24 protein-coding genes are annotated in these 26,481 nt (G+C 67.1%); 15 read left to right on the top strand and 9 right to left on the bottom strand.

The annotated features are described in order from the left end of the window. Positions 1-2: 2 nt before the first annotated feature. The 6 genes from glf to ACFVVI_RS17260 all read right to left on the bottom strand — a co-directional run bounded on the left by glf (position 3) and on the right by ACFVVI_RS17260 (position 4,864). Complete coding sequence (gene glf, locus ACFVVI_RS17235) at positions 3-1,241, bottom strand: UDP-galactopyranose mutase (RefSeq protein WP_378989491.1); 1,239 nt, start codon at positions 1,239-1,241, stop codon at positions 3-5. 206 nt (positions 1,242-1,447) lie between these two features. Next, a complete protein-coding gene (locus ACFVVI_RS17240; protein ID WP_387445967.1) occupies positions 1,448-2,101 on the bottom strand; it encodes a hypothetical protein in 654 nt (217 codons plus the stop codon). Positions 2,102-2,192: 91 nt separating this feature from the next. Beyond that, a complete protein-coding gene (locus ACFVVI_RS17245) occupies positions 2,193-2,738 on the bottom strand; it encodes a hypothetical protein (RefSeq protein ID WP_378989489.1) in 546 nt (181 codons plus the stop codon). Between the two features lie 79 nt (positions 2,739-2,817). Next, complete coding sequence (locus ACFVVI_RS17250; protein ID WP_378989488.1) at positions 2,818-3,228, bottom strand: hypothetical protein; 411 nt, start codon at positions 3,226-3,228, stop codon at positions 2,818-2,820. 111 nt (positions 3,229-3,339) lie between these two features. Beyond that, the gene (locus tag ACFVVI_RS17255; protein ID WP_387445968.1) at positions 3,340-4,098 is read right to left on the bottom strand and encodes a MerR family transcriptional regulator; all 759 of its coding nucleotides are present in this window, start codon (positions 4,096-4,098) and stop codon (positions 3,340-3,342) included. Between the two features lie 55 nt (positions 4,099-4,153). Next, a complete protein-coding gene (locus ACFVVI_RS17260) occupies positions 4,154-4,864 on the bottom strand; it encodes an SDR family NAD(P)-dependent oxidoreductase (RefSeq protein ID WP_387445969.1) in 711 nt (236 codons plus the stop codon). Positions 4,865-4,967: 103 nt separating this feature from the next. Between ACFVVI_RS17260 and ACFVVI_RS17265 the strand changes: the two genes are divergently transcribed. Next, positions 4,968-5,594, top strand: coding sequence for a TetR/AcrR family transcriptional regulator (locus tag ACFVVI_RS17265; protein WP_387445970.1), 627 nt, complete (start codon positions 4,968-4,970; stop codon positions 5,592-5,594). Between the two features lie 12 nt (positions 5,595-5,606). Here the strand turns inward: ACFVVI_RS17265 and ACFVVI_RS17270 are convergent, their stop codons facing one another. Then, positions 5,607-6,623 (bottom strand): EamA family transporter, encoded by a 1,017-nt coding sequence (locus ACFVVI_RS17270; RefSeq protein WP_387445971.1) that lies wholly within the window; start codon positions 6,621-6,623, stop codon positions 5,607-5,609. Positions 6,624-6,726: 103 nt separating this feature from the next. On the opposite strand from ACFVVI_RS17270, the gene ACFVVI_RS17275 reads away from it, so the two are divergent. Continuing rightward, positions 6,727-7,227, top strand: a complete 501-nt coding sequence (locus ACFVVI_RS17275) for a MarR family winged helix-turn-helix transcriptional regulator (protein ID WP_378989483.1) — start codon at positions 6,727-6,729, stop codon at positions 7,225-7,227. Positions 7,228-7,250: 23 nt separating this feature from the next. Here ACFVVI_RS17275 and ACFVVI_RS17280 read toward each other — a convergent pair whose 3' ends face one another. Next, complete coding sequence (locus tag ACFVVI_RS17280; protein ID WP_387445972.1) at positions 7,251-8,771, bottom strand: SpoIID/LytB domain-containing protein; 1,521 nt, start codon at positions 8,769-8,771, stop codon at positions 7,251-7,253. 216 nt (positions 8,772-8,987) lie between these two features. Here ACFVVI_RS17280 and ACFVVI_RS17285 point away from each other — a divergent pair, with 216 nt between their 5' ends. Further along, positions 8,988-11,435 carry an N-acetylmuramoyl-L-alanine amidase gene (locus ACFVVI_RS17285; RefSeq protein ID WP_387445973.1) on the top strand — a complete coding sequence of 816 codons (2,448 nt, stop codon included), beginning with the start codon at positions 8,988-8,990 and terminating at the stop codon, positions 11,433-11,435. 201 nt (positions 11,436-11,636) lie between these two features. On the opposite strand, the gene ACFVVI_RS17290 is transcribed toward ACFVVI_RS17285, so the two are convergent. Further along, the gene (locus ACFVVI_RS17290) at positions 11,637-12,464 is read right to left on the bottom strand and encodes an HAD family hydrolase (RefSeq protein WP_387445974.1); all 828 of its coding nucleotides are present in this window, start codon (positions 12,462-12,464) and stop codon (positions 11,637-11,639) included. An 86-nt stretch (positions 12,465-12,550) separates the two neighbouring features. Here ACFVVI_RS17290 and ACFVVI_RS17295 point away from each other — a divergent pair, with 86 nt between their 5' ends. The 12 genes from ACFVVI_RS17295 to ACFVVI_RS17350 all read left to right on the top strand — a co-directional run bounded on the left by ACFVVI_RS17295 (position 12,551) and on the right by ACFVVI_RS17350 (position 26,433). Further along, on the top strand, positions 12,551-13,528 hold the full coding sequence (locus ACFVVI_RS17295) for an ABC transporter permease (protein WP_378661275.1): 978 nt from the start codon (positions 12,551-12,553) through the stop codon (positions 13,526-13,528). Beyond that, positions 13,525-14,493: an ABC transporter permease gene (locus tag ACFVVI_RS17300; protein WP_378989479.1), complete on the top strand. Its 969-nt coding sequence runs from the start codon at positions 13,525-13,527 to the stop codon at positions 14,491-14,493. Before ACFVVI_RS17295 ends, ACFVVI_RS17300 begins: the two co-directional genes overlap by 4 nt. After that, a complete protein-coding gene (locus ACFVVI_RS17305; protein ID WP_387445975.1) occupies positions 14,490-16,334 on the top strand; it encodes an ABC transporter ATP-binding protein in 1,845 nt (614 codons plus the stop codon). Before ACFVVI_RS17300 ends, ACFVVI_RS17305 begins: the two co-directional genes overlap by 4 nt. Before the next feature lie 31 nt (positions 16,335-16,365). Further along, positions 16,366-18,060 (top strand): ABC transporter family substrate-binding protein, encoded by a 1,695-nt coding sequence (locus tag ACFVVI_RS17310; protein ID WP_387445976.1) that lies wholly within the window; start codon positions 16,366-16,368, stop codon positions 18,058-18,060. Next, the gene (locus tag ACFVVI_RS17315) at positions 18,057-19,745 is read left to right on the top strand and encodes an ABC transporter family substrate-binding protein (protein ID WP_378989475.1); all 1,689 of its coding nucleotides are present in this window, start codon (positions 18,057-18,059) and stop codon (positions 19,743-19,745) included. Before ACFVVI_RS17310 ends, ACFVVI_RS17315 begins: the two co-directional genes overlap by 4 nt. A gap of 32 nt (positions 19,746-19,777) precedes the next feature. Beyond that, the gene (locus tag ACFVVI_RS17320) at positions 19,778-21,448 is read left to right on the top strand and encodes an ABC transporter family substrate-binding protein (protein ID WP_378989474.1); all 1,671 of its coding nucleotides are present in this window, start codon (positions 19,778-19,780) and stop codon (positions 21,446-21,448) included. Continuing rightward, complete coding sequence (locus ACFVVI_RS17325) at positions 21,445-22,086, top strand: hypothetical protein (protein WP_387445977.1); 642 nt, start codon at positions 21,445-21,447, stop codon at positions 22,084-22,086. The genes ACFVVI_RS17320 and ACFVVI_RS17325 overlap by 4 nt, the downstream gene beginning before the upstream one ends. 87 nt (positions 22,087-22,173) lie before the next feature. Further along, entirely contained in the window at positions 22,174-22,911 is a 738-nt protein-coding gene (locus tag ACFVVI_RS17330) for a FadR/GntR family transcriptional regulator (RefSeq protein WP_387445978.1), read from the top strand. Between the two features lie 125 nt (positions 22,912-23,036). Then, entirely contained in the window at positions 23,037-23,663 is a 627-nt protein-coding gene (locus ACFVVI_RS17335; RefSeq protein WP_387446173.1) for a sterol desaturase family protein, read from the top strand. A gap of 138 nt (positions 23,664-23,801) precedes the next feature. Next, on the top strand, positions 23,802-25,217 hold the full coding sequence (locus ACFVVI_RS17340) for an MFS transporter (RefSeq protein ID WP_387445979.1): 1,416 nt from the start codon (positions 23,802-23,804) through the stop codon (positions 25,215-25,217). A gap of 54 nt (positions 25,218-25,271) precedes the next feature. Continuing rightward, positions 25,272-25,475 carry a heavy-metal-associated domain-containing protein gene (locus ACFVVI_RS17345; protein WP_101464960.1) on the top strand — a complete coding sequence of 68 codons (204 nt, stop codon included), beginning with the start codon at positions 25,272-25,274 and terminating at the stop codon, positions 25,473-25,475. Between the two features lie 19 nt (positions 25,476-25,494). Beyond that, complete coding sequence (locus tag ACFVVI_RS17350) at positions 25,495-26,433, top strand: hypothetical protein (RefSeq protein WP_378989468.1); 939 nt, start codon at positions 25,495-25,497, stop codon at positions 26,431-26,433. Positions 26,434-26,481: the final 48 nt, after the last annotated feature.

Here is a 26,481-nt window from a genome sequence, read left to right on the forward strand (position 1 = left end):
CGTCACGCCTCGTCCACCAATGCCGCGCCGGATTCCAGGTGCGGACGCAGCACGTTCTCGAACATGCTCAGCGCCGAACCGATCGCCATGTGCATGTCCAGGTACTGGTAGGTCCCCAGACGGCCGCCGAACAGCACCTTCTTCTCGGCGGTCTCCTGCTTGGCCCGCTCGCGGTAGGCCAGCAGCTTGGCGCGGTCCTCGGGGGTGTTGATCGGGTAGTACGGCTCGTCGCCGGTCTGCGCGAAGCGGGAGAACTCGCGCATGATGACCGTCTTGTCGGTCGGGTAGTCGCGCTCGGGGTGGAAGTGGCGCGGCTCGATGATGCGGGTGAACGGGACGTCGGCGTCGTTGTAGTTCATGACGCTGGTGCCCTGGTAGTCGCCGGTCTCGAGGACTTCGGTCTCGAAGTCGATGGTGCGCCAGCCCAATTCGCCCTCGGCGTAGTCGAAGTAGTGGTCCAGCGGGCCCGTGTAGACGACGGGTGCTTCCGGGTTGGCCGCGACGATCTCGTCACGCACGTCGAACCAGTCGGTGTTCACCCTGACCTCGATGAGGTCGGAGGCGGCCATGTTCTCCAGCCACTTCGTGTAGCCGTTCTTGGGCAGACCCTCGTAGGTGTCGTTGAAGTAGCGGTTGTCGAAGGTGTAGCGCACCGGCAGGCGGGTGATGTTGCCCGCGGGCAGTTCCTTCGGGTCGGTCTGCCACTGCTTGGCGGTGTAGTCGCGGATGAACGCCTCGTAGAGCGGGCGGCCGATCAACGAGATCGCCTTCTCCTCGAGGTTCTGCGCGTCGGCGGATTCGACCTCGGCGGCCTGCTCGGCGATGAGCTTGCGAGCCTCTTCCGGGGTGAAGTAGCGGCCGAAGAACTGCGAGATCATGCCGAGGCCCATCGGCAGCGGGTACGCCTGACCCTTGTGCAGCCCGAACACCCGGTGCTGGTACCCGGTGAACTCGGTGAACTGGGTGACGTAGTCCCAGACCTTCTTGTTGGACGTGTGGAACAGGTGGGCGCCGTACTTGTGGATCTCGATACCGGTTTCCGGTTCGGGTTCGGAGTAGGCGTTGCCACCCAGGTGGTAGCGGCGGTCGATCACCAATACCCGCTTGCCCAGCACGTTCGCTGCACGCTCGGCGACGGTCAGCCCGAAGAAACCGGAGCCGACCACGATCAGGTCGTACTGGTTTGCCGGGGCATTGGAATCTGCGTTGACGGAGTTACCCGAGGACGATGCGGCGGTCACGGGTGCCCAGCGTATCGGAAGACCACCGTTTGTCCCGGCGGAGTCTCCGACCACGCCTTGACCAGGGCCGATCCATCCTTCAGGAAGGCGCCGGCCCAGCAGACCGGGTCAGTACCCCTGAAACGGGTATCCGCCGGGTCACTCGGCCCGTACCCAGCGACCGGTGGACAGCGCGGCGGCCGGCACCGAGCCGCCGGCGCCGACCGTCAGTACTGCGGGTATTGCTGATAACCGCCCGGCCGCCCTGCCCGGATCCAGCGGCCCGTGGACGGAGCGGCCGCCAGAACCAGGATCAGCAGGGGGATGATGCTGGTGATTATCCCGACGACCAGGGTGACCGCCGGCTCTTCCGACCCGGTCGAGATCGCCGCTACGATCGAAATCGCACTGAAGACCAGGGCAAGCGTGGACAGCAGGATGAGGATCACCCGGCCCGCGGTCTTGCGGCGGAACAGCAGAATCGCGCCGAGCAACCACAGCAGGCCCACCGCGGCACCGATCAGCAGGCTGACGGTCGCCGCGGATCGAACCTCGTCCCCGGCGGCACTTCCGGTGTTCTCGCCGAACAGGATCGCCGCGGCGATACCGAGGCCGGCCAGTGCGAGCAGTGACAGCAGCAGTGAGATGACCGCGGCGGTGATCGCCGTGCCGCCGCCCGCTCGCGGCTCACCGTAGCCCGGAGCGTACGGATAGGGCGCGGCGCCGTAAGCCGGTGCGCCATAACCGTTTTGGACGGGTGCGCCGTAGGGTTGCGGATAGCCCGGCTGACCGCCGTACGGGTCGGGTCCGTAACCGGGTTGCGCATACCCCTGCCCCGCGTACGGGTCATGGCCCTGCTGTGGACCGTACGGATACCCCATCGTGTTCCCCCTCCTGACGAGCTGTCCCTGAAGCCGCTAACTCGTTTCCCGGCCTCGCAGCACCCTCCACGGCAATGCTGACCTGCTGAAACTATACGTTCGGTCCGGCAACATCGTCCGGGCGAGCGAGTGTGTAGGCCGCGGTCCACGGCAGTGCCGCGGACAACAGCACGAGCCCACCGAACAGCGCGCCCGAAAGTGCCGCCGCCCAACTGTGATTCACGATCGCCGTCACCGCGCCGGGTACCCCGCCGAGGCCGGTCGCAATCGAGCGGATGACGGGTTCGTCGGCGAACCAGTGGATTCCGTACCCGGAGTCGTAGTTCACGAGCGCGGCGAGCAGGCCGAGCGCCCCGAGGGCGAGCTGTGCGCCGGCTGCGACCACGATCACCCAGCGCCCGGTGTCGTCCCTGCGCGCCAGCAGCAGGCCGCCGTAAGCGAACGCGAACATCGACACCAGCCCGCCGAGCGTGGCGAACAGCGTGAGCGAGTCGTCGAGTTCGCCCGGATCGCTCAGGAACGACCGCACGAGAACCACCGCACCCACCAGATTCGCCGCGGCGGCGATCCCCGCGAGGCACCCGGCGACGATCGCCGCCACCTCACCGCTCTTCGACTTCGTCTCCAGCACGACCATCCCCCGACCGTAGCGCCATCAGCCGCGACGTACCGAGTTCGAGAAGCACGCGCGTCGAGCCGACCGCCACCGCTACGCCCTATCGCGTGATGGTCCAGCGCCGCGTCGGCTCACTCAGGCTGAGCGCGAGGATCACCACGTTGAGCGCCAGCCACGCGTCCAGCGGCCCGAACCGCCAGCCGTGACCGGCCCCGTTGAGCACGACGACCAGCAACGTCGCCCCCGCCATCACCGCGGCCATGGTGAGCAGCATTCGCCTGCCGAGCATCCGCCGACGCAACAGCAGCACCGCCCCGAGCAGATACACCACCCCGAGCCCGCCGACGATCCCCGCGCCCACGTAGTCGAGGTCGATCTCGCGCCCGAGCACCCGGAGTACGGCGGTCGCCGTGCCGACGAAGATTCCCGCCGCGCCGACCAGCACCCCGAGCCAGCCCGCGATCAGCGCGGTCACCGCACGCGAAGGCCGCTCCGGCCGCACCTGTTCCACCACTGCCCCCGCTATTTCTCGACGTCGCCGTCAGTTATACGGCGCGACGCCCGATCGAGCACGGTGTGGGCGATTGTCACCTCACTACCCGATCGTGCGCCCGTCAACCGCTCAGGCGGGATGAGCTGCGACGTAAGCGCGGAAGGCTTCGAGGATGTACTCGGCCACGCCCTGGCCGTGCACGTCGTAGTTACCCCGGAAGCGAGGGTCGGCGACGTACATTTCGCCGAGGCCGAGCAGGTATTCGTTCGATACCGCCTTGCCCTGTGTGCCGACGCCGAGCCAGGCGCGATGCCGGGTGACGATCGCCTGGACGACGTCGCCTTCCACGGGAAGTCCTGCGGTGAAGGCCTTTCCGAAGTCGGTGGCGATGTCGAGCTGGGTCTGCTGGAAGCCCTTCTTCTCGGCCTCGGTCAGCGAACGCCACCAGCGATCGCCGCTCTCGTAGGCCTCCTTACCCCAGCGCTCGGTGACTTCGTCCTTGTACTGCGTGTGGTCGAAACCATCGAAAACCTCTGCGGCCATGAGTGGTTCACCTCTTTCCGTCTTGTGCAGAGTGGTCGACACCGATTCGATCTGTCGCGCCACCCGATCCTGCTGCTGCCGAAGCAGTGCCAGATGGGTGCGCAGCGCACCGGCGGTGTCCTGTTCCCCGGCGAGGACCTCGGCGATCACGGGAAGGCCGAGGCCGAGTTCGCGCAGCAGCAGAATTCGCTGCAGCCGAACAAGAGAGGTCTGGCCGTAGTAGCGATAGCCGTTGGCCCCGATCCGGCTCGGCTCCAACAGCCCGAGCTGCCCGTAGTGGCGCAACGTACGACTGGTGGTTCCCGCGGCCTTCGCGAGGTCCTGAATGGCCCATTCACCCACCATGACCTGCTCCTTTCTCGTCGGTACCTCCACTGTGCAAGTTGACGCTACGTCAATGTCAAGAGGCGAAACCGACCTCGACTTCGACCGTGTCGCGCTCGGTGTACATCTGCCACAACCGCGCGCCGAGCTCGGCATTGCCGATCCGCGGCAGCACCAGCCCGGCGGGCACGAGGTCGGGGTTGGCATCGATGACCGACTGGACCGCACTGTTCTCGATGAGCGAGCCGATGGCGAACAGCCCGACATAGACGCCGGTGCCGTCCACTTCGCGTGCCAGCTGCCGCACGTAGGCGCGCTGGGCCCCCAACGCGACCCCGACATTGGCCAGGTAGGGCTGCAAATGCTCCTCGGAGGCGCCGGAGGTGAACAGCAGCGTGCCACTGCCGCGGGCGAGCATCGCGGGCAGCAGAGCGCGGGTGAGCAGGATCGGCGAGTGCACCTTGAGCGCGATCGGCAGGGCGAGGGACGGCAGGTCGACGTCGATGGTCGTGGCGCTGCGCACCGACATATCGGCGGCCGCCGCATGCAGCGCGACGTCGATCGGCCCCAGCTTCTCCTCGACCCGGCCGATCACGTCGAGCACTTGCGCGGGATCGGTGACGTCGGCGATGAACGGTTCGGCGTCGATGCCCTCCGCCCGCAGCGCCGCGGCGCGTTCTACCGGGTCGCGTCCGATCACCGCGACCCGAAAACCGTTGCGGCCGAAGTGTCGTGCTGTCCCGGCGCCGAGTCCTGGTCCGTAGCCGAAGATCGCGAGCGTACTCATCAGATACCCCTAAGTTGAGTGTTGGTTCAAGTTATGCCGAACGTAGCACTAAGTTGAACCCATGCTCAAGATATTTCGGACACCGGATTTGTAGGATCAGCGGATGCCCGAGGACAAGCCGTTGCGCAGTGACGCCGAGCGCAACCGCGTCGCGCTGGTGACGGCGGCCCGCGAGATCTTCGAAGAACGCGGGCTCGACGCTCCGCTCAAGGACATCGCCGCCCACGCGGGCGTCGCGATCGGCACCCTCTACAACCGCTTCCCCACCCGCGACGCACTGATCGCCGCCGCCGTGGCCGACCGGCTGGAAGCGGGCGGCCGGGTCGCCGAACAGGCACTCGACATGACCGACCCGTGGGAGTCGTTCGTCTTCCTGGTCGAGAAGATCTGCGAACTCCAGGCGTCCGACCGCATTCTCGGCGACCTCGCGCTGCGAAATCCCCCCAGCGCCGCCGTCGAACGCGCACGCGAATACGGCCACAGCCTCATGCGCCGCATCATCGTCCGCGCCCAGCAAGCCGGCGCCCTTCGCCCGGACTGGACCCTCGAGGACATCGCCTTCATCACCTGGTCCCACATCAGCGTTCTCGCCGCCACCAGCACCGTCGCCCCCGACCTCTGGCGACGCAATCTCGCCCTCATCTTCGACGGCCTACGCGCGAAAGCCGCGCACCCCCTGCCGGTTCCGGCCCTCACCGAGGACCAGTTGATGCAGGCGATGCGCGGCTGACCTGATCAGCGGTCAGACCCGAACCGGCGCTGGAATCAGCTTCGGTGCAACCGAATTCACGGCCGCCTCGGCATCACCGTGCCGCCCGGCCGGATCCGGCACCGCATCCGCAGGCGAATCCTGTTCTCCCGCAACATCTCCAACGGGGACGCCGACAGACTTGGACGGCATCTGTCCGAAGACGGTAGCCGCGAGCGCGACACCGAGACCGACGATCTGCAGCGCGGTCAGCGCCTGACCCAGCGCGATCCAGCCGATCACCGCGGCCGACACCGGACTGAGCAGACCGAGGAAGGACACCGAAGTCGCAGGCACCCGCGAGATTCCGCGGACCCACAGCCAGTAGGCCAGCGCGGTGCCGATGATGCCGAGGTACAGGTAGCCGCCGACGGCCTCTCCGTCGAGCGCGGGCGGCGCGCCTTCGATCAGCAGGGCGAGCGGCACGATGAACAGCCCGCCCGCGGTGAGCTGCCACCCGGTCATCGCCAGCGGGCCGACACCGTCCGGACGCCCCCACTTCTTGGTGAGCACAGTTCCCGCGCCCATCGAGGCCGCACCGGCGAGACCGGCGACCACACCGAGGAGATCGAGCTCAGCGCTGCCGCGGAGCACGACCAGCGAGACACCGAACACCCCGACGACACCCGCGATCACCTTGCGCCGCGTCGGCGCTTCGGCCAGCAGCACCGCCGCGAATCCGAGCGCGAACATCGGCGCCACCGCGCCGAGCACCCCGGCGACACCACCGGGCAGCCGGTACGCGGCCAGGAAGAGCAGCGGGAAGAACGCGCCGATATTGAGCACGCCGAGTACCGCGGCCCGACCCAGCCACTTGCCGTGCGGCAGCACCCTGGTGAGCGCGAGCAAGATCAATCCGGCGGGGAGCGCGCGCATGAGCGCCGTGAACAGCGGCCGGTCCGGGGGCAGGAATTCCGTGGTCACCGCGTAGGTGGAGCCCCACACGATCGGGGTGAGAGCCGTGAGCGCGAGGGTGCCCACGTAGCCGGTGGGGCGGGTTGCGGTCGTCATGTTCACTCCTGATTGATAATCTCAACGTTGAAATATCTACCCGCCTAGGTATCTCTGCGTCAAGTAGATGAACGTTAAGAGTTTCAACCGAGAGGAAAAACAGATGCGCGACGCGGTCGACCTGATCACCGAGCACTGGAACATCGAACGCCCGGATGTCGACGTGTCACCGATGGCGATCGTCGGCCGGATCACCCGGCTCTCGCGCGTCCTCGAACAGGATCTGAAACGCTTCTTCGCAGGTCATGGCCTGGAATTCTGGGAGTTCGACGTGCTGGCCACGCTGCGCCGCTCCGGCGGCGAGACCGGCCTCACCGCCGGTGCGCTCAACCGCGCCGCCATGGTCACCTCGGGGGCCATCACCAACCGCATCGACCGCCTGGCCGCGAAGAACCTGGTCCGACGCGTCCCCTCCCCCGACGATCGGCGCTCGGTCTTCGTGCAGCTCACCGCAGAGGGCCGCGAGCTCGTCGACCGGCTGCTGCCGCTGCATGTGGCCAACGAGCAGCGCCTGCTCTCCGCCCTCGGCGCCACGGACCGCGAGCAGCTCGCCGACCTGTTGCGCACCCTGGCCGTCGCGCTGGACGACACAACGCTCGATTGACCCGACCCGTACGTTCGGTCCGTCTACTCCCCGTCGTTCACGCCGGGAACGGCGGCTGGGCCGTGCGGAACCCCATTGTGCGCGCCGGGTACGGCGGCCGGGCCGTTCAGTGCCCCATCGTGTGCGCCGGGCGCAGCGGGATTCACCGGACCGTGTACCGGCTCGCCCCTGACCTCGGCATCCGTAGGGAACTGCACTCCCTGGGGATTGCCCGGTGCAACAGCTTGGGGGACATTGCCTTCCGGCATCTTCAGGGTGGGCCGGCCCGAGGCCGTCGCGGGCAACTGGTCACCCGCGTCCGGAACGAGCTGGAGCAGCGTGGAGAAGTCGACGACCTGCGCGCCGAGCGTCTTCGTCGCGACGATCACACCGTTCGTGTACAGCCGATACGTGCCCGCCCGTTGCGGCAACAGCATTTCCGGACCGATCGGCTCGCCCACCGAACTGCCCGCACCGCCGATCCGCCGGTACTCGGTGTCGATCACCGACTCACCCGCCAGCGCCTCGATGGTCAGATCCGGCTGTGCGGGTGTCGCGGGAACCACGGGGGCGGGGGCGGGCGCGGATTCGACGAGTTCGCTGGGTGCCGGTCCGACCTCGAAGGTCTGGATGTCGGCGGGCCTGCCGCCATCCGGCGCCGCCGAGTATTCCGAGCGCAGGATCTGCCCGTCACGCAGCAACACCGTGCCCGTGGTGGCGGCGACGGCTTCGGTACTACGCGAATCCTCCTTCACCGTACCGGGATACGCCTGGCAGTCGGTGGTGTCGCAGGTCTGCGCGTAGGCGTAGCGACTCTCGGCGAGCGCGTAGGAGCGGGCCGCGATCGCCTGTGCGCGTAAGGCTTCGAAGGCACCCTGGTCTGCCCAGTTGGCCTGCATTTCCGCGGGTAGTACGCCGGCTAGATAGTCGTCGAGGTCCACCTGGTTGACGGTGCGGAAGGACTCGCCCTCGAGCGCCACCCCGAGTGCGCCACGGTAGGCGGTGCCGCCGCAGAGGGTCAGATGTTCGTCGGCGGGTCTGCCCGCACCGGCGCCGACCGGGTAGACGAACGGATCGTCGGTCGCGGCCTGCCACAGAACTTCGCCGTCGCAGCCCGCGGTCACCACCACGCTCGCCCCGCCGTCGGGCAGCGGGGTGAGATGGGCGGCGTCGCCGGGTCCGATCGTGCGACCGGCGACCTGCGCACCGGCGGCGGCGAAGGTGTCGAGGGTGGCGTCGTCCTGCGCCTGGAGCCGGACACCGATCGTTGTGGGGCCGATTTGCCCGAGATCAGCCCCGGGGTAGTAGTGCCCGAGAATCTCCTCGGCCGTCCAGCCCGCCCGCGCGTTGTCGAAAGCCCCGACCTGACTCATGCCGCGACCGTGTCCGGCACCGGCGGTAGGCGTGATCTGTCCCGGGGCGATCTGCCACAGCCCGATCGCCCCGGCCATCGCCAGCACAGTTCCGCTGACCAGCACCGGCAGCGGCACGGTCCGGATCATCGGCACAGCCCTGCGACGGGTGCCACGGCCGGTACTGCGGGTGATCTTGGTGTCCGCTCTCATACTGCGCTCCCACGGTTTCGCGGTTCGACCGGCGGAGCTCGCGTCGGCATGTCGTCGTCGCCTAGCGGGCTCCGAGGGCTACATTCGAGCAATCACATAAGTCTCGAGTTGAGGTTGAGATGTGTGACGTATGTTAACTAGTGTGATGCGTGAGGTTAGAGGAAGCAAGCATCACATGCGCGGAAAAACACGAGCTCGACCCGATAGGAGTCGCACGTGCGATACCGAAAGCCGAAACGTTCCTACGTGCTCCCGGTGGTCACGACCCTTGTTGTCGCCGCACCGATCGGCGCGTTCGCCCTCAGCGACTCGACCGACTACCGCAGCGCGAACGATTCCCAGGTCGCGGCCGTGCCGACGCAGCTGGCCGAGGTCGCGCTGACCACGGCTCCTGACATCACGGTCCCGCTGCGTGACCTGACCGGCCTCGATCTGCCCGACCTGCACCTCTCGGACCTGCGCATGTTGCAGCTGCCGAGCTCGATCCCGATCCCCCCGGGATTGCCGGTGCCCCCGGGCGTGGCGCTGCCCACCGAGATCCAGCTGCCGCAGCTGCCGACGAAGCCGCAGCCCACCCCGACGCAGCAGGCCGCCCCGGGCGCCGCGGCACCCGGGGCCGCAACGCCTGCGCGCCCACCGGTCCCGAGTACATCGGTCCCGACCGCGCCGCCGGCGCCACCGGCCGCGACACCGCAAGCCCAACCGCCCGCTCCGGGCGCGCCCGCTCCGGCACCAGGGGGCGCGGCCACCCAGGCCCCAGCGGCTCCTGCCGCGCCGGCCCCGGCCCAAGCTCAGGCTGCCCCGGCCGCGCCGGTTCCAGCGCAACCAGCTCCGGGCGCACCCGAAGCTCCCGCTGGGGCCACGCCGACGTCGGCCGCACCGGCGCCCGCCGCCCAGCCTCCGACCGGTGCCCCGGTCTCCCAAAGCCGTTCCGGCGGAGCCAAATTCATCGCCGACCCGGAAAATCTCGAACCCGGCACGACCCCCGACACTCCCGCCCTCTCGCCGGGCGCGGTCGGCGCGGACGTCATCGATCAGGTGGGCGCGCAGGTCAAGGAACTCACCCAGGACACCCCGTTCAGCATGGTCGCCGTCACCGCCCGCGACATGGCGAACACCACCACCAAGCTGCGAGCTCGCCAGCTCGACGGCAACTGGGGCCCCTGGTACAACGCCGATCCGGTCGATACCAGGGCCACCGATCAGACCCCGGCCGACGCACCGACCGGCACCGAACCGATCTACGTCGGCGAGACCACCGCGGTGCAGATGCTGGTCACCCGCAAGCCCACCGCGGGCCCGGACCACGACCCGGCCCACCTCACCGAGGCCGCGCTCAAGGCCGTCCTGATCAATCCGGGGCGGGCCGCGATCGATGCCGCGCTCAACGACGTCGCCGCGGCGCTGCCCGGTGGCGGACCGAAGGTCATCACCCGCGCGCAGTGGGGTGCCGACGAGTCGATCCGCTGCGAGGAACCCACCTACGACGACGGCGTCGGCGGCATCACCGTGCACCACACGGCCGGTCGCAACGACTACAGCCGCTCCGAATCCGCGGGCATCGTCCGCGCGATCTACGCCTATCACGCCGAGACGCTCGGCTGGTGCGACGTCGGCTACAACGCCTTGGTCGACCAGTACGGCCAGATCTTCGAGGGCCGCTACGGCGGCCTCGACCGCGCGGTCCAGGGCGCGCACGCGGGCGGTTTCAACGAGAACACCGCGGGTGTGGCGCTGATGGGCAACTACGAGAACGAGGAGCCGAGCAACGAGGCGATCAACGCGATCGGCAAGTTCATCGGCTGGCGGGCCAAGCTCGCCGGAATCGATCCCAAGGGCACGACCACGATGTACTCCGAGGGCACCGAGTTCACGCCCTACGCCCAGGACGAAGCGGTCGATCTGCCGGTGGTGTTCGCGCACCGCGATGTCGGCAACACCGACTGCCCCGGTGACGCCGCCTACGCGCTGATGGATCGCATCCGCGGAATCGCGGCGGGCAATTCCGGCACCTACACCTCGCCCCCGACGGTGAACCGCCCGCCGAGCCAGCAAGCCCGTGCACCGCAGGGCAATATGGCCGAACTGGGCGCGATGGTGGACAAGTTCCTCGGCCTGTCCGTCGACAACGCGATCGCCAAGCACTGGGTGGCCAAGGGCGGGGTCGACGGTCCGCTCGGCGCACCGCAATCGGACCTGATCTCGGGCGCGCAGGGCCGTCAGTACGCGAAGTTCGCCCACGGTTTCGTCTATTCGGGCGAGGGCGGTCAGGTATTCGAGGTGGTCGGCGCGATTCTCGACAAGTATCTGAGCCTGGGCGCCGATTCGGGCGTCCTCGGCCTGCCGACCGCGAGTTCCTACCTCGTCCCGAACGGTCTACGCACCGACTTCCAGCACGGTTCGCTGGTGCTCAACGAGCTCACGGGCATCGTCACGACGTTCTGGAAGACCTACGACGAGACCTACAAGCAGGAAATGAACGGTCCACCGAAGCCGGGTCAGGCGCCTACCGCCCCGACGCTCGGACTGGCGGTGCCTGCCCCGGCTCCGGCCGACCCGCAAGTCCCCGCCGAACCACAGGCCCCACCTGCATCCGCTGAACAGATCCCCCTCGAGCAGGTTCCGGCAGACCCGCCGGCTCCCGAACCCGCCCCGATCGGCTAACCCCCGGTCACGGCGAAGAACGGCCGGTGCACCCTCCGAGCGAGGGGCACCGGCCGTTTATTTGGAGCGCTGGCGCGCTCGAGCGGGGCCCTTCGGGCCCCTGATCTTCCCTCCCTCCGGGTACTCCTTCGTCGCACCCTCCGGTCAGTCCAGATCAGGGCGGGCCCCTTCGGGTAGAGACATACGGGGTGCGCCGCTCGGCTAGCGCCACCAGCGTTCGAGGACCATCGCCACACCGTGGTCGATATTGCTGCCGGTCACCTCGTCGGCCGCGGCCCGGGCCTCGGGATGGGCGTTGCCCATCGCGACGCCGTGCCCGGCCATCGCCAGCATCGGGACATCGTTGGGCATGTCGCCGAAGGCGACGATCGACGAGTGTTCGGCGCCGATCCGGCGCGCGACCTCGGCCAGCCCGGACGCCTTCGTCACCTGGGGCACCGCCAGCTCGATCAGCCCGCTCTCGGTGGAGTAGGTGATCTCGGCGCGGTCGCCGATCAGCGGGGCCAGCGCCGCGCGCATGTCGGAGCTGCGGGCCGAACTGAGCCGGATGAGCATTTTGATCGCGGGTGAGTCGATCACCTCGGCGTGTGAGACGACGGTGTCGTCGGGGTTGAGCCAGGCGTGTTCGTATGTCGGTGAGCTGACGAACTGCGGGGTCACGGCGTCGTGCGCGCTGGCCCCGACCCGCTCGGTGGCCAGGCCGCAACCCGGCAGCGCGTGCTCGGCGATGTCGGCCAGCCAGCTCAGGGTCTCGACGTCGAGGGTGTGGCTCGACAGCACCCGATCGGTGGCGCTGTCGTAGATGACCGCGCCGTTTCCGCAGATGGCGAGCGGTGCGTACTCGAGCTCACTGACGACCGGGTCGATCCAGCGCGGCGGGCGGCCGGTGGCGAGCACGAAGGTGGCGCCGTCGGCGACGAGGGCCCCGACGGCCGCCTTGGTGCGCGCCGAGATCTTGTCGGAATCGTCGATCAGGGTGCCGTCGACGTCGCTGGCCACCAGCAGCGGTTTCGGGTGCAGGTGCGTCATCCCATCTATCCTGCCGCACGTCGCCACGCGGGGACGCCGGACTGTCCCTATGATCAGGGCCTGATTACCCGATCCAGAGGGGACTGATGACCGGCTTCTTGTTGCGGCGCACACTCAACTACGTTGTGCTCCTTCTGCTGGCATCATTTCTGACGTTCAGCCTCGCATCACTCACGTTCAACCCGCTCGAGAGCCTCGAGCAGCGCAACCCACGCCCGCCGCAGTCGGTGATCGACGCGAAGGCCGACCAGCTGCATCTCGACGAGCCGATCCCGCAGCGCTATCTCACCTGGCTCGGCGGCGTCGTGCAAGGGGATTTCGGGACCACCCTGGCCGGGCAGCCGGTGAGCGAGGAACTGGGCAGGCGGGTCGCGGTGAGTCTGCGGCTGCTGATTCTCGGTTCCGTCATCGGCACCGTGCTCGGCGTGCTGATCGGTGCGGCGGGGGCGATCCGGCAGTACAAGTTCAGCGACTATTTCTCGACGGTGCTGTCGCTGCTGATCATCTCGACACCGATCTTCTTGCTGGCAACACTGCTGAAATACGGTGCGCTGCAGATCAATACGATGACCGGTTCACAGATCTTCCTCTACACCGGCGAGACGTCGGCCACTCAGGTCAACGGTTTCTGGAACGAAATGGTCGACCGCGCACAACATCTGGTGCTGCCGACCCTGGCGCTGGCGCTCTACGGCATGGCCGGCTACAGCCGTTACCAGCGCAACGCCATGCTCGACGTACTGCAGAGCGACTTCATCCGAACAGCGAGAGCCAAAGGCCTCAGCCGTAATCGCGCCCTGTACAAGCACGGCCTGCGCACCGCGCTGATTCCGATGGCCACCCTGTTCGCCTACAGCCTCGGCGGCCTGATCACCGGCGCCACCTTCGTCGAGAAGATCTTCGGCTGGCACGGTGTCGGCGAATGGCTGGTCGATTCGATCAACGCCCAGGACCTGTACGTCGTGGTGACGGTGACGGCGTTCGCCGGCCTGGTGGTGCTGGTGTCGGGCTTGCTCTCCGATGTCGTCCTTGCCCTGCTCGACCCGAGGGTGCGTGTCTCATGACCGAAACCGAACTCATCGCCGTCGGCGCACCCGAGGTCGCCGCCGCCGGGCGTCGCAAACTGGTGTGGCGCCGTTTCCTGCGCAACAAGCCCGCTGTGGTCGGCGCGGTGGTCCTGGTGGTGCTGCTGGTCGCCAGTTTCGCGCTGCCGCCACTGCTGCCGTGGGACTACCAGCAGATGGACTACAAGGCGCTGCTGAAACCGCCGAGCCTCGAGCACCCGTTCGGCACCACGCAGATCGGTCAGGACGTGCTCGCCCAGACCATGCGCGGCCTGCAGAAGTCACTGATCATCGGCTTCTGCGTGGCGATCTGTTCCAGCGTCATCGCCGCGACAGCGGGTGCGGTGGCCGGGCTGCTCGGCGGTTGGACCGACCGCGCGATCATGTGGTTCGTCGATCTGCTGCTGGTGGTCCCCAGTTTCATCATCATCGCGCTGTTCGCGCCGCGCACCAAGGGATCCGGATCGATCGCGATCCTGATCGTGCTGCTGAGCGTCTTCGGCTGGATGATCGCCGCCCGCATCGTCCGCGGCCTCACCTTGAGTCTGCGTGACCGCGAATTCGTCCGCGCCGCGCGGTATATGGGCGCACCGACTCGCACGGTGATCCTCAGTCACATCATCCCGAACATCGCCTCGATCCTGATCATCGACACCACACTGGCCGTCGGCGCGGCGATCGGCGCCGAAACCGGTTTGAGCTTCCTGGGTTTCGGTGTGCAGCCGCCGGACGTCTCGCTGGGTTCACTCATCGCGGCGGGCACCAAATCGGCGCTCACCTATCCGTGGCTGTTCCTGTTCGCCGGTGGCCTGCTGATCACGATCGTGTTGTCCGCCAACCTGGTCGGCGACGGCCTGCGTGACGCGTTCGACCCCGGTGCCCGCGGTGCGCGCAAGTCGCGCAAGGAGGTCGCCGAGCACAAGGACCAGGCGCAGGTGGAGTTGAAGAAAGCCGAGAAGCGATGACCGCGTCGACCGCACCCCTGCTCGAGGTCACCGACCTGCGGGTCTCGTTCCCCGGCGAGGAAGGCCGCGTCGAGGCGGTGCGTGGGGTGAACTACACCGTCGCCGACGGCGAGGTGCTCGCCATCGTCGGCGAGTCCGGTTCGGGCAAGTCGGTGTCCTCGCTCGCGGTGATCGGCCTGCTGCCCGACCAGGCACGGGTGCAGGGATCGGTGCGCCTGCGCGGCCGCGAACTGCTGGGCCTTGGCGACAAGCAGATGTCGAAGCTGCGCGGTTCCTCGATCAGCATGGTGTTCCAGGATCCGCTCTCCGCGCTGACACCGGTGTATCGGATCGGTGATCAGATCGCGGAAGCCCTGCTCGCGCACGGCGAGATGAGCCGCAAGGAGGCAGGCGAGCGGGCCATCGAGCTGCTCGAACTCGTCGGCATCACCGATGCCAGGGCCCGTTCCAGGGCGTTCCCGCACGAGTTCTCCGGCGGTATGCGACAGCGCGTGGTGATCGCCATGGCCATCGCCAACGATCCCGCGCTGATCATCTGCGACGAACCGACCACCGCGCTCGACGTGACGGTGCAGGCCCAGATCCTCGCGCTGCTGCGCAAGGCGCGCGATATCACCGGCGCGGGCGTCATCATGATCACCCACGACATGGGCATCGCGGCCACCGTCGCCGACCGGGTCGCGGTGATGTACGCGGGCAAGGTCGTCGAAACCGCACCGGTCGCAGAACTTTTCGCGGCGCCGCGCATGCCGTACACCGTCGGCCTGCTCGGCTCCATCCCGCGCATGGACGGCCCGCCGCGCACCCCGCTGATCCCGATCCTCGGCGCCCCGCCCGCCATGCACGCCCTGCCGCCCGGTTGCTCGTTCGCGCCACGGTGCCCGGTCTCGATCGGCGACTGCACCGCCGCCGAACCTCCGCTGGAGAAGGTGAGCCCCGGTCACTCGGTCGCCTGCATCCGCACCGCCGAGGTCGGCACGCACCAGCTCTTCGAGGCCTACCGCAAGGAGATCCCGGCCCCGGCGCACCCCGACCGCACCGACGACGACGTGGTCCTGCGCGTCACCGACCTGGTGAAAACCTTCCCCCTCACCTCCGGGGTGCTGCTGCGCCGCCGCACCGGCGAGGTCCGTGCGGTCGACGGCATCAGCTTCTCCGTGCGCGCGGGCCGCACCCTGGCGCTGGTCGGCGAATCCGGTTCGGGCAAGTCGACCACCCTGTCGCAGATCATGGACCTGGCGCCCCCACAGTCGGGCAGCATCGAGGTGCTCGGCAACGACGTCGCCACCCTCACCAAGGCGCGCACCCGCGAGATCCGCCGGAGGATGCAGATCGTCTTCCAGGACCCCAGCTCGTCGCTGGACCCGCGCCTGCCGATCTTCGACGTCCTGGCCGAGCCGCTGCGCATCGACGGCCGGTCGCGCGACGAGGTCAACCGGCGGGTGCCGGAGTTGCTGCGGCAGGTCGGGTTGCGTCCCGAGCACGCCGATCGCTACCCCTCGGACTTCTCCGGCGGCCAGAAGCAGCGCATCAGCATCGCCCGCGCGCTGGCCCTCGACACCCAGCTGCTGGTCCTCGACGAGCCCGTCTCGTCGCTGGACGTGTCGATCCAGGCCGGCGTCCTCAACCTGCTGCGCGACCTCCAGGCCGAGCACGGACTGTCCTACCTGTTCGTCTCCCACGACCTGTCGGTGGTGCGCAACCTCGCCCACGACATCGCGGTGATGCTGCAGGGCAAGATCGTCGAATCCGGTCCGGCCGAGCAGATCTTCGCCGATCCGCAGCACGAATACACGCGCTCGCTCATCGCGGCCGTACCGGAACCCGTCGTCAGCGGCTGAGAACGTCGGTCCAGCCGAAAGAGGAGGCGCCATGAGAACCCGTCGAATGCAAGCAGGCCGCAGGGCCCGATTGCGATGTGCTGCCGTGGTGGTGGCGGCCGGGATGATCGTGGCGGGTTGTGGGAGTGGCAACGAGTCCGCGACCGGGCTGAGCGATGCGATCGGGTCCACCAGCGACATCAACCCCAAGGGTGTCGATGAATTGCGCGAGGGCGGCAACCTGCGCTTGGCGACCACCTCGTACCCGGCGAATTGGAACACGCTGTCCAACGACGGAAACGAAGCCGAGATCGCCGAGATCGTGCGCCCGATGATGCCGCGCTCTTTCGAGATCGATGCGGCGGGCCAGCTCAGTGTCGACACCGACTATTTCACCGATGTGGCGCTGACCAGCACCGACCCGATGCAAGTGACGTACTCGATCAACCCGAGTGCGGTGTGGTCGGACGGTTCGCCCATCACCTGGGAAGATATCGCCGCCCAGGCGAACGCGCTCAGCGGCCGGGACAAGCGCTACCTGATCGCGATCACCAACGGCTTCGAATTCGTCGAGAAGGTGGAGCGTGGCACCGATGACCGCCAGGCGGTCCTCACCTTCAGCACGCCCTTCGCCGACTGGCGGGGCCAGTTCGCGGGTAACAGCACTCTGTACCCCAAGTCGGTGACCAGCACGCCGGAAGCCTTCAACACCAGCCTCGTCGATGCGATCAGCCTCACGGCTGGTCCGTTCGCCGTCACGAACACCGACCGATCGCAAGGCCGAATCGTCTTGGGCCACAACCCGAAATGGTGGGGCGACAAGCCGGTCCTCGACACCATCACCTACAGCGTGCTCGACCGCACCTCGTGGGTACAGGCTTTGCAGAACAACGAACTCGACCTCGCCCAGCTCGCCACCATCGACGACGTGAAGACAGTCGGCGGCACGGAGAACCTGGTCATCCGCCGGGCTCCCGGTAATCGCTGGCGCCACATCACCTTCAACGGCGCGCCCGGTTCGATTCTCGCCGATCCGGCTGTCCGCGTGGCGATCTCGAAGGCGATCGACCGGCAGGGCATCGTTTCGGCCATCCAGAACGGACTCGTCGAAAACCCCCGGCCGCTGAACAACCACGTTTTTCTCCAGGGCCAAAAGGGCTACCAGGACAACAGCCTCGGCTACGACCCGGACGCAGCGTCGCGCGAACTCGATGCCCTCGGCTGGGTCCGCACCGGCGACAGCCGCACCAAGGACGGTCGCAAGCTCGTTATCCGCGACGTCATGTACAACGATCCGACCTGGGTCCAGATCGCGCAGATCATCCAGCAGAACCTGGCCACCATCGGCGTCGAACTCACCATCGATACCAAGCCCGCCACAGGCTATTTCACCGATGTCATCCAGCCCGGCGATTTCGATGCCGCGCAGTTCATCTTCCAGGGCGACCCTTTCCCCCTCGCCAGCCTGCGCCAGATCTACTACTACGACCCGAACGACCTCCAAGGCAACTTCGGTCGCATCGGATCCCCTGAACTCAACGCGCTCATCGAACGCACACTCACCGAACTGGATCCGCAAAAGTCCATCGCCCTCGCGAACCAGGTCGACCGCCAGGTATTCGAAGAAGGCCACTCCCTCCCCCTGATGCAGTCCGACGGCAGCTTCGGCGCCCGCACCACCCTCGCCAACATCGGCTCCCCCGGGTTGGCAACGTACGACTACACGAAGATCGGATTCACGAAATGACCACAGCTACGTACGCCAGGCGGCTCCGCCAGGCAGGTTTCCGCATCGCGGTGCCCGTTTTCGCTATGACGTTGGCGATTGGTGGTTGTGCGTCCGATGACAGTTCGCAGATCGGCGCAGATTCCATCGGTGCCGTGAACGACATCAATCCCAAGGATGTCAGTGAAGTCCAGGACGGTGGCAACTTCCGCCTGGCGCTGACTGCTTTCCCTGAAACCTTCAATTCGGACCATGTGGACGCGAGTGCCGATGTCTCGGCAGTCATCGGATGGACGCTGCCGGGCACGGTCACGTCGAACGCGGCGGGTGAGCTGTCGGTCGACCACGATTACTTCACCGATATCCAACTCACCGGCACCGCGCCGCAACAGGTGACCTACACCATCAATCCGAAGGCAGTATGGTCTGACGGCACTCCCATCACCTGGGAGGACATGCGCTCCCAGGCGCAGGCACTGAGCGGCAAGGACGTCGCGTTCCAGGTCCGCGGCACCGACGGATTCGACCGGGTGGAGAAGGTCGAGCGCGGCGTCGACGATCGCCAGGCCGTGGTCACCTTCGCCAAGCATTACGCCGAGTGGAAAGGCATGTTCAACCCGCTCTATCCGAAGGCATCCACCGAATCACCTGCCACGTTCGAAAACTGGGCACGCAATAGTCTGCCTGTATCCGCAGGTCCGTTTATGGTGGGCGCGATCGACCGCGCCCAACAGCGCATCACGCTGAATCGCAACCCCAAGTGGTGGGGCAATACGCCCAAGCTCGATACGATCACCTTCGCCGTGCTCGACTACTCCGCGCGCATGGCAGCCCTGCAGAACAACGAACTCGACGCGGCTTCCATTTCCGGCATCGAGGAAGTGAAGACTGCGGCCGGTTCGCCGGGGCTGGTTGTGCGGCGCGCGCCATCGACGACCTACTCGCACTTCACCTTCAATGGCGCCCCGGGTGCGATTCTCGAGGATCCGCAATTGCGGGTCGCGATCTCGAAGGCGATCGACCGACAGACGATCGCGAACGCACGCCAGAACGGCTTGGTAGAGAAGCCGGAGCCGCTGAACAACCACATCTTCATGAAGGGCCAGAAGGGCTACCAGGACAACTCCGCCCCATTGTCCTACGACCCTGCTGCAGCCGCCAAGATGCTGGACGACCTGGGCTGGAAGCTCAATGGTGAGGTCAGGGAGAAGAACGGGCGAAAGCTCGAGCTGACCGACGTCATGTACCAGCAGGACGCCTGGGTGCAGATCGCCACGATCGCTCAGCAGAATCTGGCCGCAGTGGGTGTGAAGCTGAATATCCGCACCGTGCCGGGTAACGGTCTGTTCAAAGATGTCGTCGACCCGGGCAACTTCGATATCGTCCAGTTCAGCTGGTCCGGTGGCATTCTGCCGCTCGGCGTATTGCCGCAGATCTACGCCTACGATCCGAACAACCGGCTGAGCAACAAGGGCCGAATCGGAACCCCTGAACTCAATGCGCTGGTCGAAGAGACCATCGCCGAGCTCGACCCGGAAAAGGCCATCGAGCTCGCCAACAAGGCCGACCGGATGATCTTCGATATCGGGTTCTCACTCCCCATCGTGCAGTCACCCGGCGCGATTGCGGTGCGTTCTACGGTAGCCAACTACGGTGCCTTCGGTCTCGCATCGACAGATGCGACCAAGGTCGGCTTCGTCAAGTAACTCTCCGCCACGCGCGGAAAGGAAGGATCACCATGCGAATTCGCTCGCTGGGTACCAAGTTCGCCATTCCGTGCGTGGCGGTCGGCCTGATCCTGTCAGGCTGTTCCTCCGACAACGCCGTTACACCGGGCACCGCCACGATCGGCAGCACCAACGACATCAACCCCCACGATGTGGCGGACCTGCGTGATGGCGGCAATCTGCGGTTGGTGTTGAGCTCGTTCCCGGAGTCGTTCAACTATCTGCAAGTCGACGGCGGCACCGAGAGCACCGGTGACGTGATCGAACCGACGTTGCCCGTGGCATACACCAGCAATGCGGCCGGGGAACTGGCGATCAACCACGACTACTTCACCGATATCCAGCTCACCGGCAACAACCCGCAGCAGGTCACCTACACGATCAATCCCAAGGCGGTGTGGACCGACGGGACGCCGATCACCTGGGAGGACATGCGTTCGCAGGCGGCGGCGCTGAGCGGACGTGACACGACGTATCTGATGACAGCCACCAGCGGCTTCGAGCGGGTGGAGAAGGTCGAGCGCGGTGTCGACGACCGGCAGGCGATCGTCACCTTCTCCCAGCCCTATGCCGAATGGCAGGGTCAGTTCAGTCCGCTGTATCCGAAGGCCACCACCGAGTCCGCCGCCGCGTTCAACGACCGTGATCGCAACGGGCTCGCGGTGAGCGCGGGTCCGTTCCAGATCAGCGCGATCGATCGTGGACAGAACCGAATCACGTTGAGCCGCAATCCGGCATGGTGGGGCGCCACCCCTAAGCTCGACACCATCACCTTCAGCGTGCTCGACAGTTCGGCGTGGCTGCCCGCGATCCAGAACAACGAACTCGACATCGCCTACATGTCAGGCATCGAGAATGTCACCGGCGCGAAGCAGGCCGCCGGCGTAGTGCTGCGGCGCACGCCGGAGCCCAGCTGGTCGCACATCACGTTCAACGGCGCGCCGGGTTCACTGCTCGAAGATCCACAGGTGCGAATCGCTATCTCCAAAGCGATCGACCGTCAGGGCATCGTCAACGCGTCCCAGAATGGCGTAGTCGACGATCCGAAGCCGCTCAACAACCACATCTTCATGAACGGACAGAAGGGGTACCAGGATAATTCGGCACCCATCTCCTTCGACCCGACCGCGGCCGCGAAAATGCTCGACGACCTGGGCTGGAAGCTCAACGGCGACGTGCGTGAGAAGAACGGCCGCCGCCTCGAGATCCGCGATGTGATGTACCAGCAGGACGGTTGGGTCCAGACCGCACAGATCGTCCAGCAGAATCTGGCACAGATCGGGGTGAAGCTGAACATCCAAACTGTGCCGGGTAGTGGACTTTTCAAGGACGTGATCGACCCGGGAAATTTCGAGCTGGCGCAATTCAGCTGGGGCGGTAGCTATCTCCCGCTCGGCGCGTTGCCGCAGATCTACGCCTATGATCCGAACAACTTGCAGTCCAACAAGGCACGGATCGGTTCGCCGGAGCTCAATGCCCTGATCGAGCGGACCATCGCCGAACTCGACCCCGACAAGGCGCGCGAACTCGCCAATCAGTGCGATCAGATGATCTTCGCCGAAGGCTATTCGATTCCGCTGAACCAGGCTTCGGGAACGTATGCGGTGCGGGAGAATCTCGCGAACTACGGCGCGTTCGGGCTCGCCACCGCCGACTACACCAAGGTCGGCTTCCTGAAGTGAGCGACGGCCCGGCGCGCGCACTCACCTATCCGCTGCTCGTCACGAGCGGCACCCTCGCGGTGATCGCCGTGTGGGTGCCGTTCGCGGATGTCGATCAGCTGAGTGCGCTCGCCGTGGTCGCTCTCGCCGTACTCGCCTATACCGCGTATCAAGGCGGACTTGCCTTCGGGGTTTTCCCGAGCGGGCTTGTTGCGACAGGGGCTGTGCGCGGTAGGCGGGTTCGGCAGCAGTATCGGCTGGTCAGCCGGTCGTGGCTGGAGATCAGCAGTGGTGATCGGATGGTGTGGCAGCCGGTGTTCTATGAGCCGGCGCTGTCGACGCTCACTCCGGCCGAGCTGGAGCTGACTGGCCGATCCATCCACGCGGGGGACACGCGATTCTTCCCCTCGGGGCGTGTGCGCACCACCGAGCCGGCGGGCAAGCTCGTGGACAATCCCTCCCGCCCTATCGATCCGCCCACGTTCGGGATCGCCCGCCGTCTGGTCCTCGATATTCAGCAGGCGGTCGGCGCTCCCCTCGTCGGCCTGCTGTGGGTCTATGTCATGAACGGCGGAATCGGCGCGTTCGTCGCCACCACGACGGTCGCCGCCGCCACCTTCACCTGGCTTTCCGCCATCCGGGGCTCCGACCCCAGCTAGACCACCAGGTAGCTTTGCCACCCTTCTTTCGTGATCCAACTGGTCTGACCACTTGACCTCTTACCTCCGATGGCGCATCATCGAGGTATGGCATGGACTCCCGTGGTGAAGCGCTCGGTTTCCGGTGATGTGTTCGAACAGATCGCCGCCGAAGTGCTGGGCGGGGAATTGGCGGCGGGAAGCACGCTGCCGAGTGAGCGGCAGCTGGCCGAGGCGCTGGGGGTGTCGCGGCCCGCGGTGCGGGAGGCGTTGCAGCGGTTGGCCGCGGCGGGGCTGGTGGCCGTTCGGCAAGGCGAGGCGACGACCGTGCTCGACTATCGGCGCAGCGCCGGACTGGAAGTGCTTCCGCGACTGCTGCTTCGGGGTGATTCGATCGATCCCGCGGTCGCTCGCAGCATTCTCGAGGCGCGGCTGCACAACGGGCCGAAGATCGCCGAGCTGGCCGCCGCGCGGGTTCGATCGCGCGGTGCGGACGATTCGCGCGTCGCGAGCGACCTCACGCTGTTGGGCGAATCCGTCGATTCCCTTGTCGCCGAATCGGATCCACTCACCCAGCAACGGATCGCCCTCGAATTCTGGGACCACATCCTCGACCTCGCCGATTCGATCGCCTTCCGGCTGATGTATTCCATGCTGCGCGCCGCTTACGAACCCGCCTTGGCCGCGCTGGCGCCGATCATGTCCGCCGAGGTGGGCAATGGCGTCGCCTATCGAGACCTGGCCGCCGCGATCGCCGCGGGCGAGCCGGAACGGGCCGCCGACACCGCTCGAGCACTGCTCGGGCCGGCGACCACCGCCCTGATCCATGCCCTCGACGGGGCATGATCCACCCGAGGAATGACATGACCGATCACCGTCCGACAACGACGTCGCACGACTCCGAAGAATCCCGTGCGACCGAAACCCGCCGAACCCCTGACCGAGGCTCGCCACGGTCGATCCGGCGCAGCATGCCCCTGAGCGAGGCGGCCCGCGAATTCCTCCGGCATCCGTCACCCTGGATGATCGCCGCGGTCTTCGTGGTCGCAGCCGGTACCCGCATCGCCATCGGCGACTGGCAGCTCACCGATGCCCTTGTCCCCGTGCTGATTCTGGCCGCGTTCCCGCTCATCGAGTGGATCATCCACGTCACCGTGCTGCACTGGCGTCCACGGCATCTCGGCCCGCTGACTCTCGACAGCGAGCTGGCCCGCAAACACCGCGAGCACCACGTCGACCCGCGTGACATCCCGCTGATCTTCATCCCGCCGAAGTCGCTGCTGCTCACGATCGTCGCCCTGGTCGCGATCGCCCTACTGGCCTTCCCCCGCACCGGCCTCGGCCTCACCTTCCTGCTCACCATCACCACACTCGGCCTGCTCTACGAGTGGACGCACTACCTGATCCACACCGACTACAAGCCGAAACGTGCCCTGTACCGGGCTATTTGGCGTAACCACCGCCACCACCACTACAAGAACGAGCACTACTGGTTCACCGTGACCACCTCCGGCACCGCCGACCGCCTCCTCGGCACCGCCCCCGACCCGGCCACGACACCGACCTCCCCCACGGCGCGCAACCTCCACGCCGGCTAAATCCCAGGGCACACCTCGGGGCAGCACTCAGACCCGGCTCGCACCATCACGCGAGCCGGGTTTTTGCTTGACACATTAATACCCTAGGGGGGTATGGTACCGAGCACGGGACACACCCCGCTCGAAAGGACGAAAGTCGTGACTACGCAATCGCAATCCACCCGGAAGTGGTGGGCGCTGGCGGTGATCGCCGCCGCGCAGTTCATGGTCATCATGGACACCTCGATCATCGGGATCGCGCTGCCCAAGATGCAGGCCGAACTCGGATTCACGCCGGGCAATCTGACGTGGGTGTTCAACGCCTACGTGGTGGCGTTCGGCGGTCTGCTGCTGCTCGGCGGCAGGCTCTCCGACCTACTCGGCGCTCGCCGGGTATTCGCCGCGGGCTGGGTGGTGCTCGGCGTCGGCTCCGTCATCGCCGGTGCCGCGGGCACTGTCGGCGTCGAGCTGGCCGGTCGGGCGATCCAAGGTGGTGGTGCGGCGCTGATCGCGCCTTCCGCGCTCACGCTGCTGATGATGCTGTTCGGCGGCTCGCCCCAGGAGCTCACCAAGGCGCTCGCCGTGTACGGCGCGGCCGCGCCCGCCGGTGGCACCGCGGGCGTGTTCCTCGGCGGTGTGATCACCGAATACATCAGCTGGCCTTGGGTTTTCTACATCAACATTCCGATCGCCGTGCTGGCGCTGATCGCCGTGCCGCTGCTGATGCCCGCCGCTCCGGCGCGCAAGGGGTCCATCGATATCGCCGGATCCGTCACTGTGACAGCCGGTTTGGCGGCCGCGGTGTACGCGATCGTGCAGGCACCGGAGGTCGGTTGGGCTTCGGGCGAGACCTCGGGTGTGCTGGCGCTGGCCGCCGCGCTGCTGGCCGGCTTCGTCGCCATCCAGTCCCGGCGCGGCGAGCCGCTCATGCGGCTGAGCATCTTCCGCGCACCGAACCTGGCCGCCGCCAACTTCGCCCAGTTCGCGCTGGCCGCCGCGTGGGTGCCGATGTGGTTCTTCCTCAACCTGTACCTGCAGCAGGTGCTCGGGTACAGCGCGTTCCCGTCGGGTGCGGCACTACTGCCGATGACCACGCTGATCATGCTCGGCATGGTGGTGCTCGCCCCGAAGGCGATGCAGCGTTTCGGCGCCAAGCCGATGATCGTCACCGGCCTGATCGTGCTCGGTCTCGGCCTCGGGGTGATGTCGCTGGTGCGGCCGACCGGAAACTTCTGGATCGACGTGCTGCCCGCCTCGCTGATAGCGGCGGGGGGTATGTCGCTGGCCTTCATTCCCTCGCTCGGCACCGCTATCTCGGCGGCACGACCCGAGGAAGGTGGGCTGGCCTCGGGCATCGTCAACGTCAGCTACCAGGTGGGTTCGGCGCTCGGACTGGCCGCGATGACGGCGGTGGCCGCCGCGTTCGGCGCGAGCGAGCTGGGAGATACCTCGGCACTGACCGACGGCTATTCCGCGGCCTTCCTGGGGGCGGGCGTGCTCGCCCTGGCAGGGGCGGGCATCACCGCGGCGACCATGCGGACCCCGGCCGCCGACAAGGCCGGCGCGACCGTTTGACAAAGTACCCTAGGGGGGTATGGTAATGATCGAGAGCGAAACGAGGAGAGTTCCATGAGCACCACCACCGTCACCGTCACCGGTATGACCTGCGGCTGCTGCGTCAACAAGGTCCGCGACAAGGTCGGCGCCCTACCCGGCGTCACCGGCGTCGATGTCGACCTGGCCGCGGGCTCGGTAACCATCGACGGCACCGAGCCCGAACGCACCGCCCTCGCCGACGCCGTAGCCGCGGCCGGCTTCCAGCTCGCAGACTGAACGGATACGGAGCATCCCGATGAACGCAACAGGCAAGTTCGCCGGATTCGCCCTCGGCCTCGCGGCGGTCTTCGGGATCGCTCTGGCCGCAGGCGCCCTGGTCGGTCCGCAACCTTCCGAACCGGCCGGGCACGGCGAGCACTCGACCGCGGCGGCACCGTCCGCCGATCTCCCCGGCGGGCTGCTCGCCACCGACCAGGGCTACACGCTGGCCTTGGACAAGCCGAACACCACCACCGCACCGCAGTCGCCGACAAGTTTTCGCATCCTCGACGCGAACGGCGCACCGGTGACGAAGTACGTGAACAGCCACGACAAGGACCTGCACCTGATCGTGGTCCGACGCGACATGGCGGGCTTCCAGCACGTCCACCCGGTCCTCGACCCGGCCGGAACCTGGACAGTTCCGCTGAACCTCAGCCGGGGCGGCGACTACCGCGTCTACGCCGACTTCACCCCCGAGGGTGGGTCGAACCTGACGCTCGGCGCCGATCTGCGGGTCGCGGGCACCTACGACGTGCAGGCACTGCCCGCCCCCGCCGCCACCGCGCAGGTCGGCGAGTACACGGTCGCGCTGAACGGCACGGTCGCCCCCGGCACCGCGTCGAAGGTGACGCTCTCGGTCAGCCGCAACGGCACCCCGGTCACCGACCTGCAGCCCTACCTCGGGGCCTACGGTCACCTGGTGGCCCTGCGCGCCGCCGACCTCGCCTACCTGCACGTTCATCCCGAGGGCGCGCCCGGCGACGGAGTCACCCCCGCCGGACCCGGCATCGACTTCATCGTGAACGCACCGAGCGCCGGCGACTATCGCCTGTTCCTCGACTTCCAGCACCAGGGCGTGGTGCGCACCGCCGAGTTCACGGTGCGGGTCGCCACGCCGAACGCCACCGGTGCGAGCAACCCCGCCCCGACCAGCGCGCCCGCCGACCACGGCACCCCCGGCCACGGCCACTGACCCCACCTGTTTCACCCGTGATCGCTCAGCAAGAATTGCTATCAGGAA

This window comes from Nocardia sp. NPDC058114, from assembly GCF_042884695.1.
In the GTDB taxonomy this organism is placed as follows: domain Bacteria; phylum Actinomycetota; class Actinomycetes; order Mycobacteriales; family Mycobacteriaceae; genus Nocardia.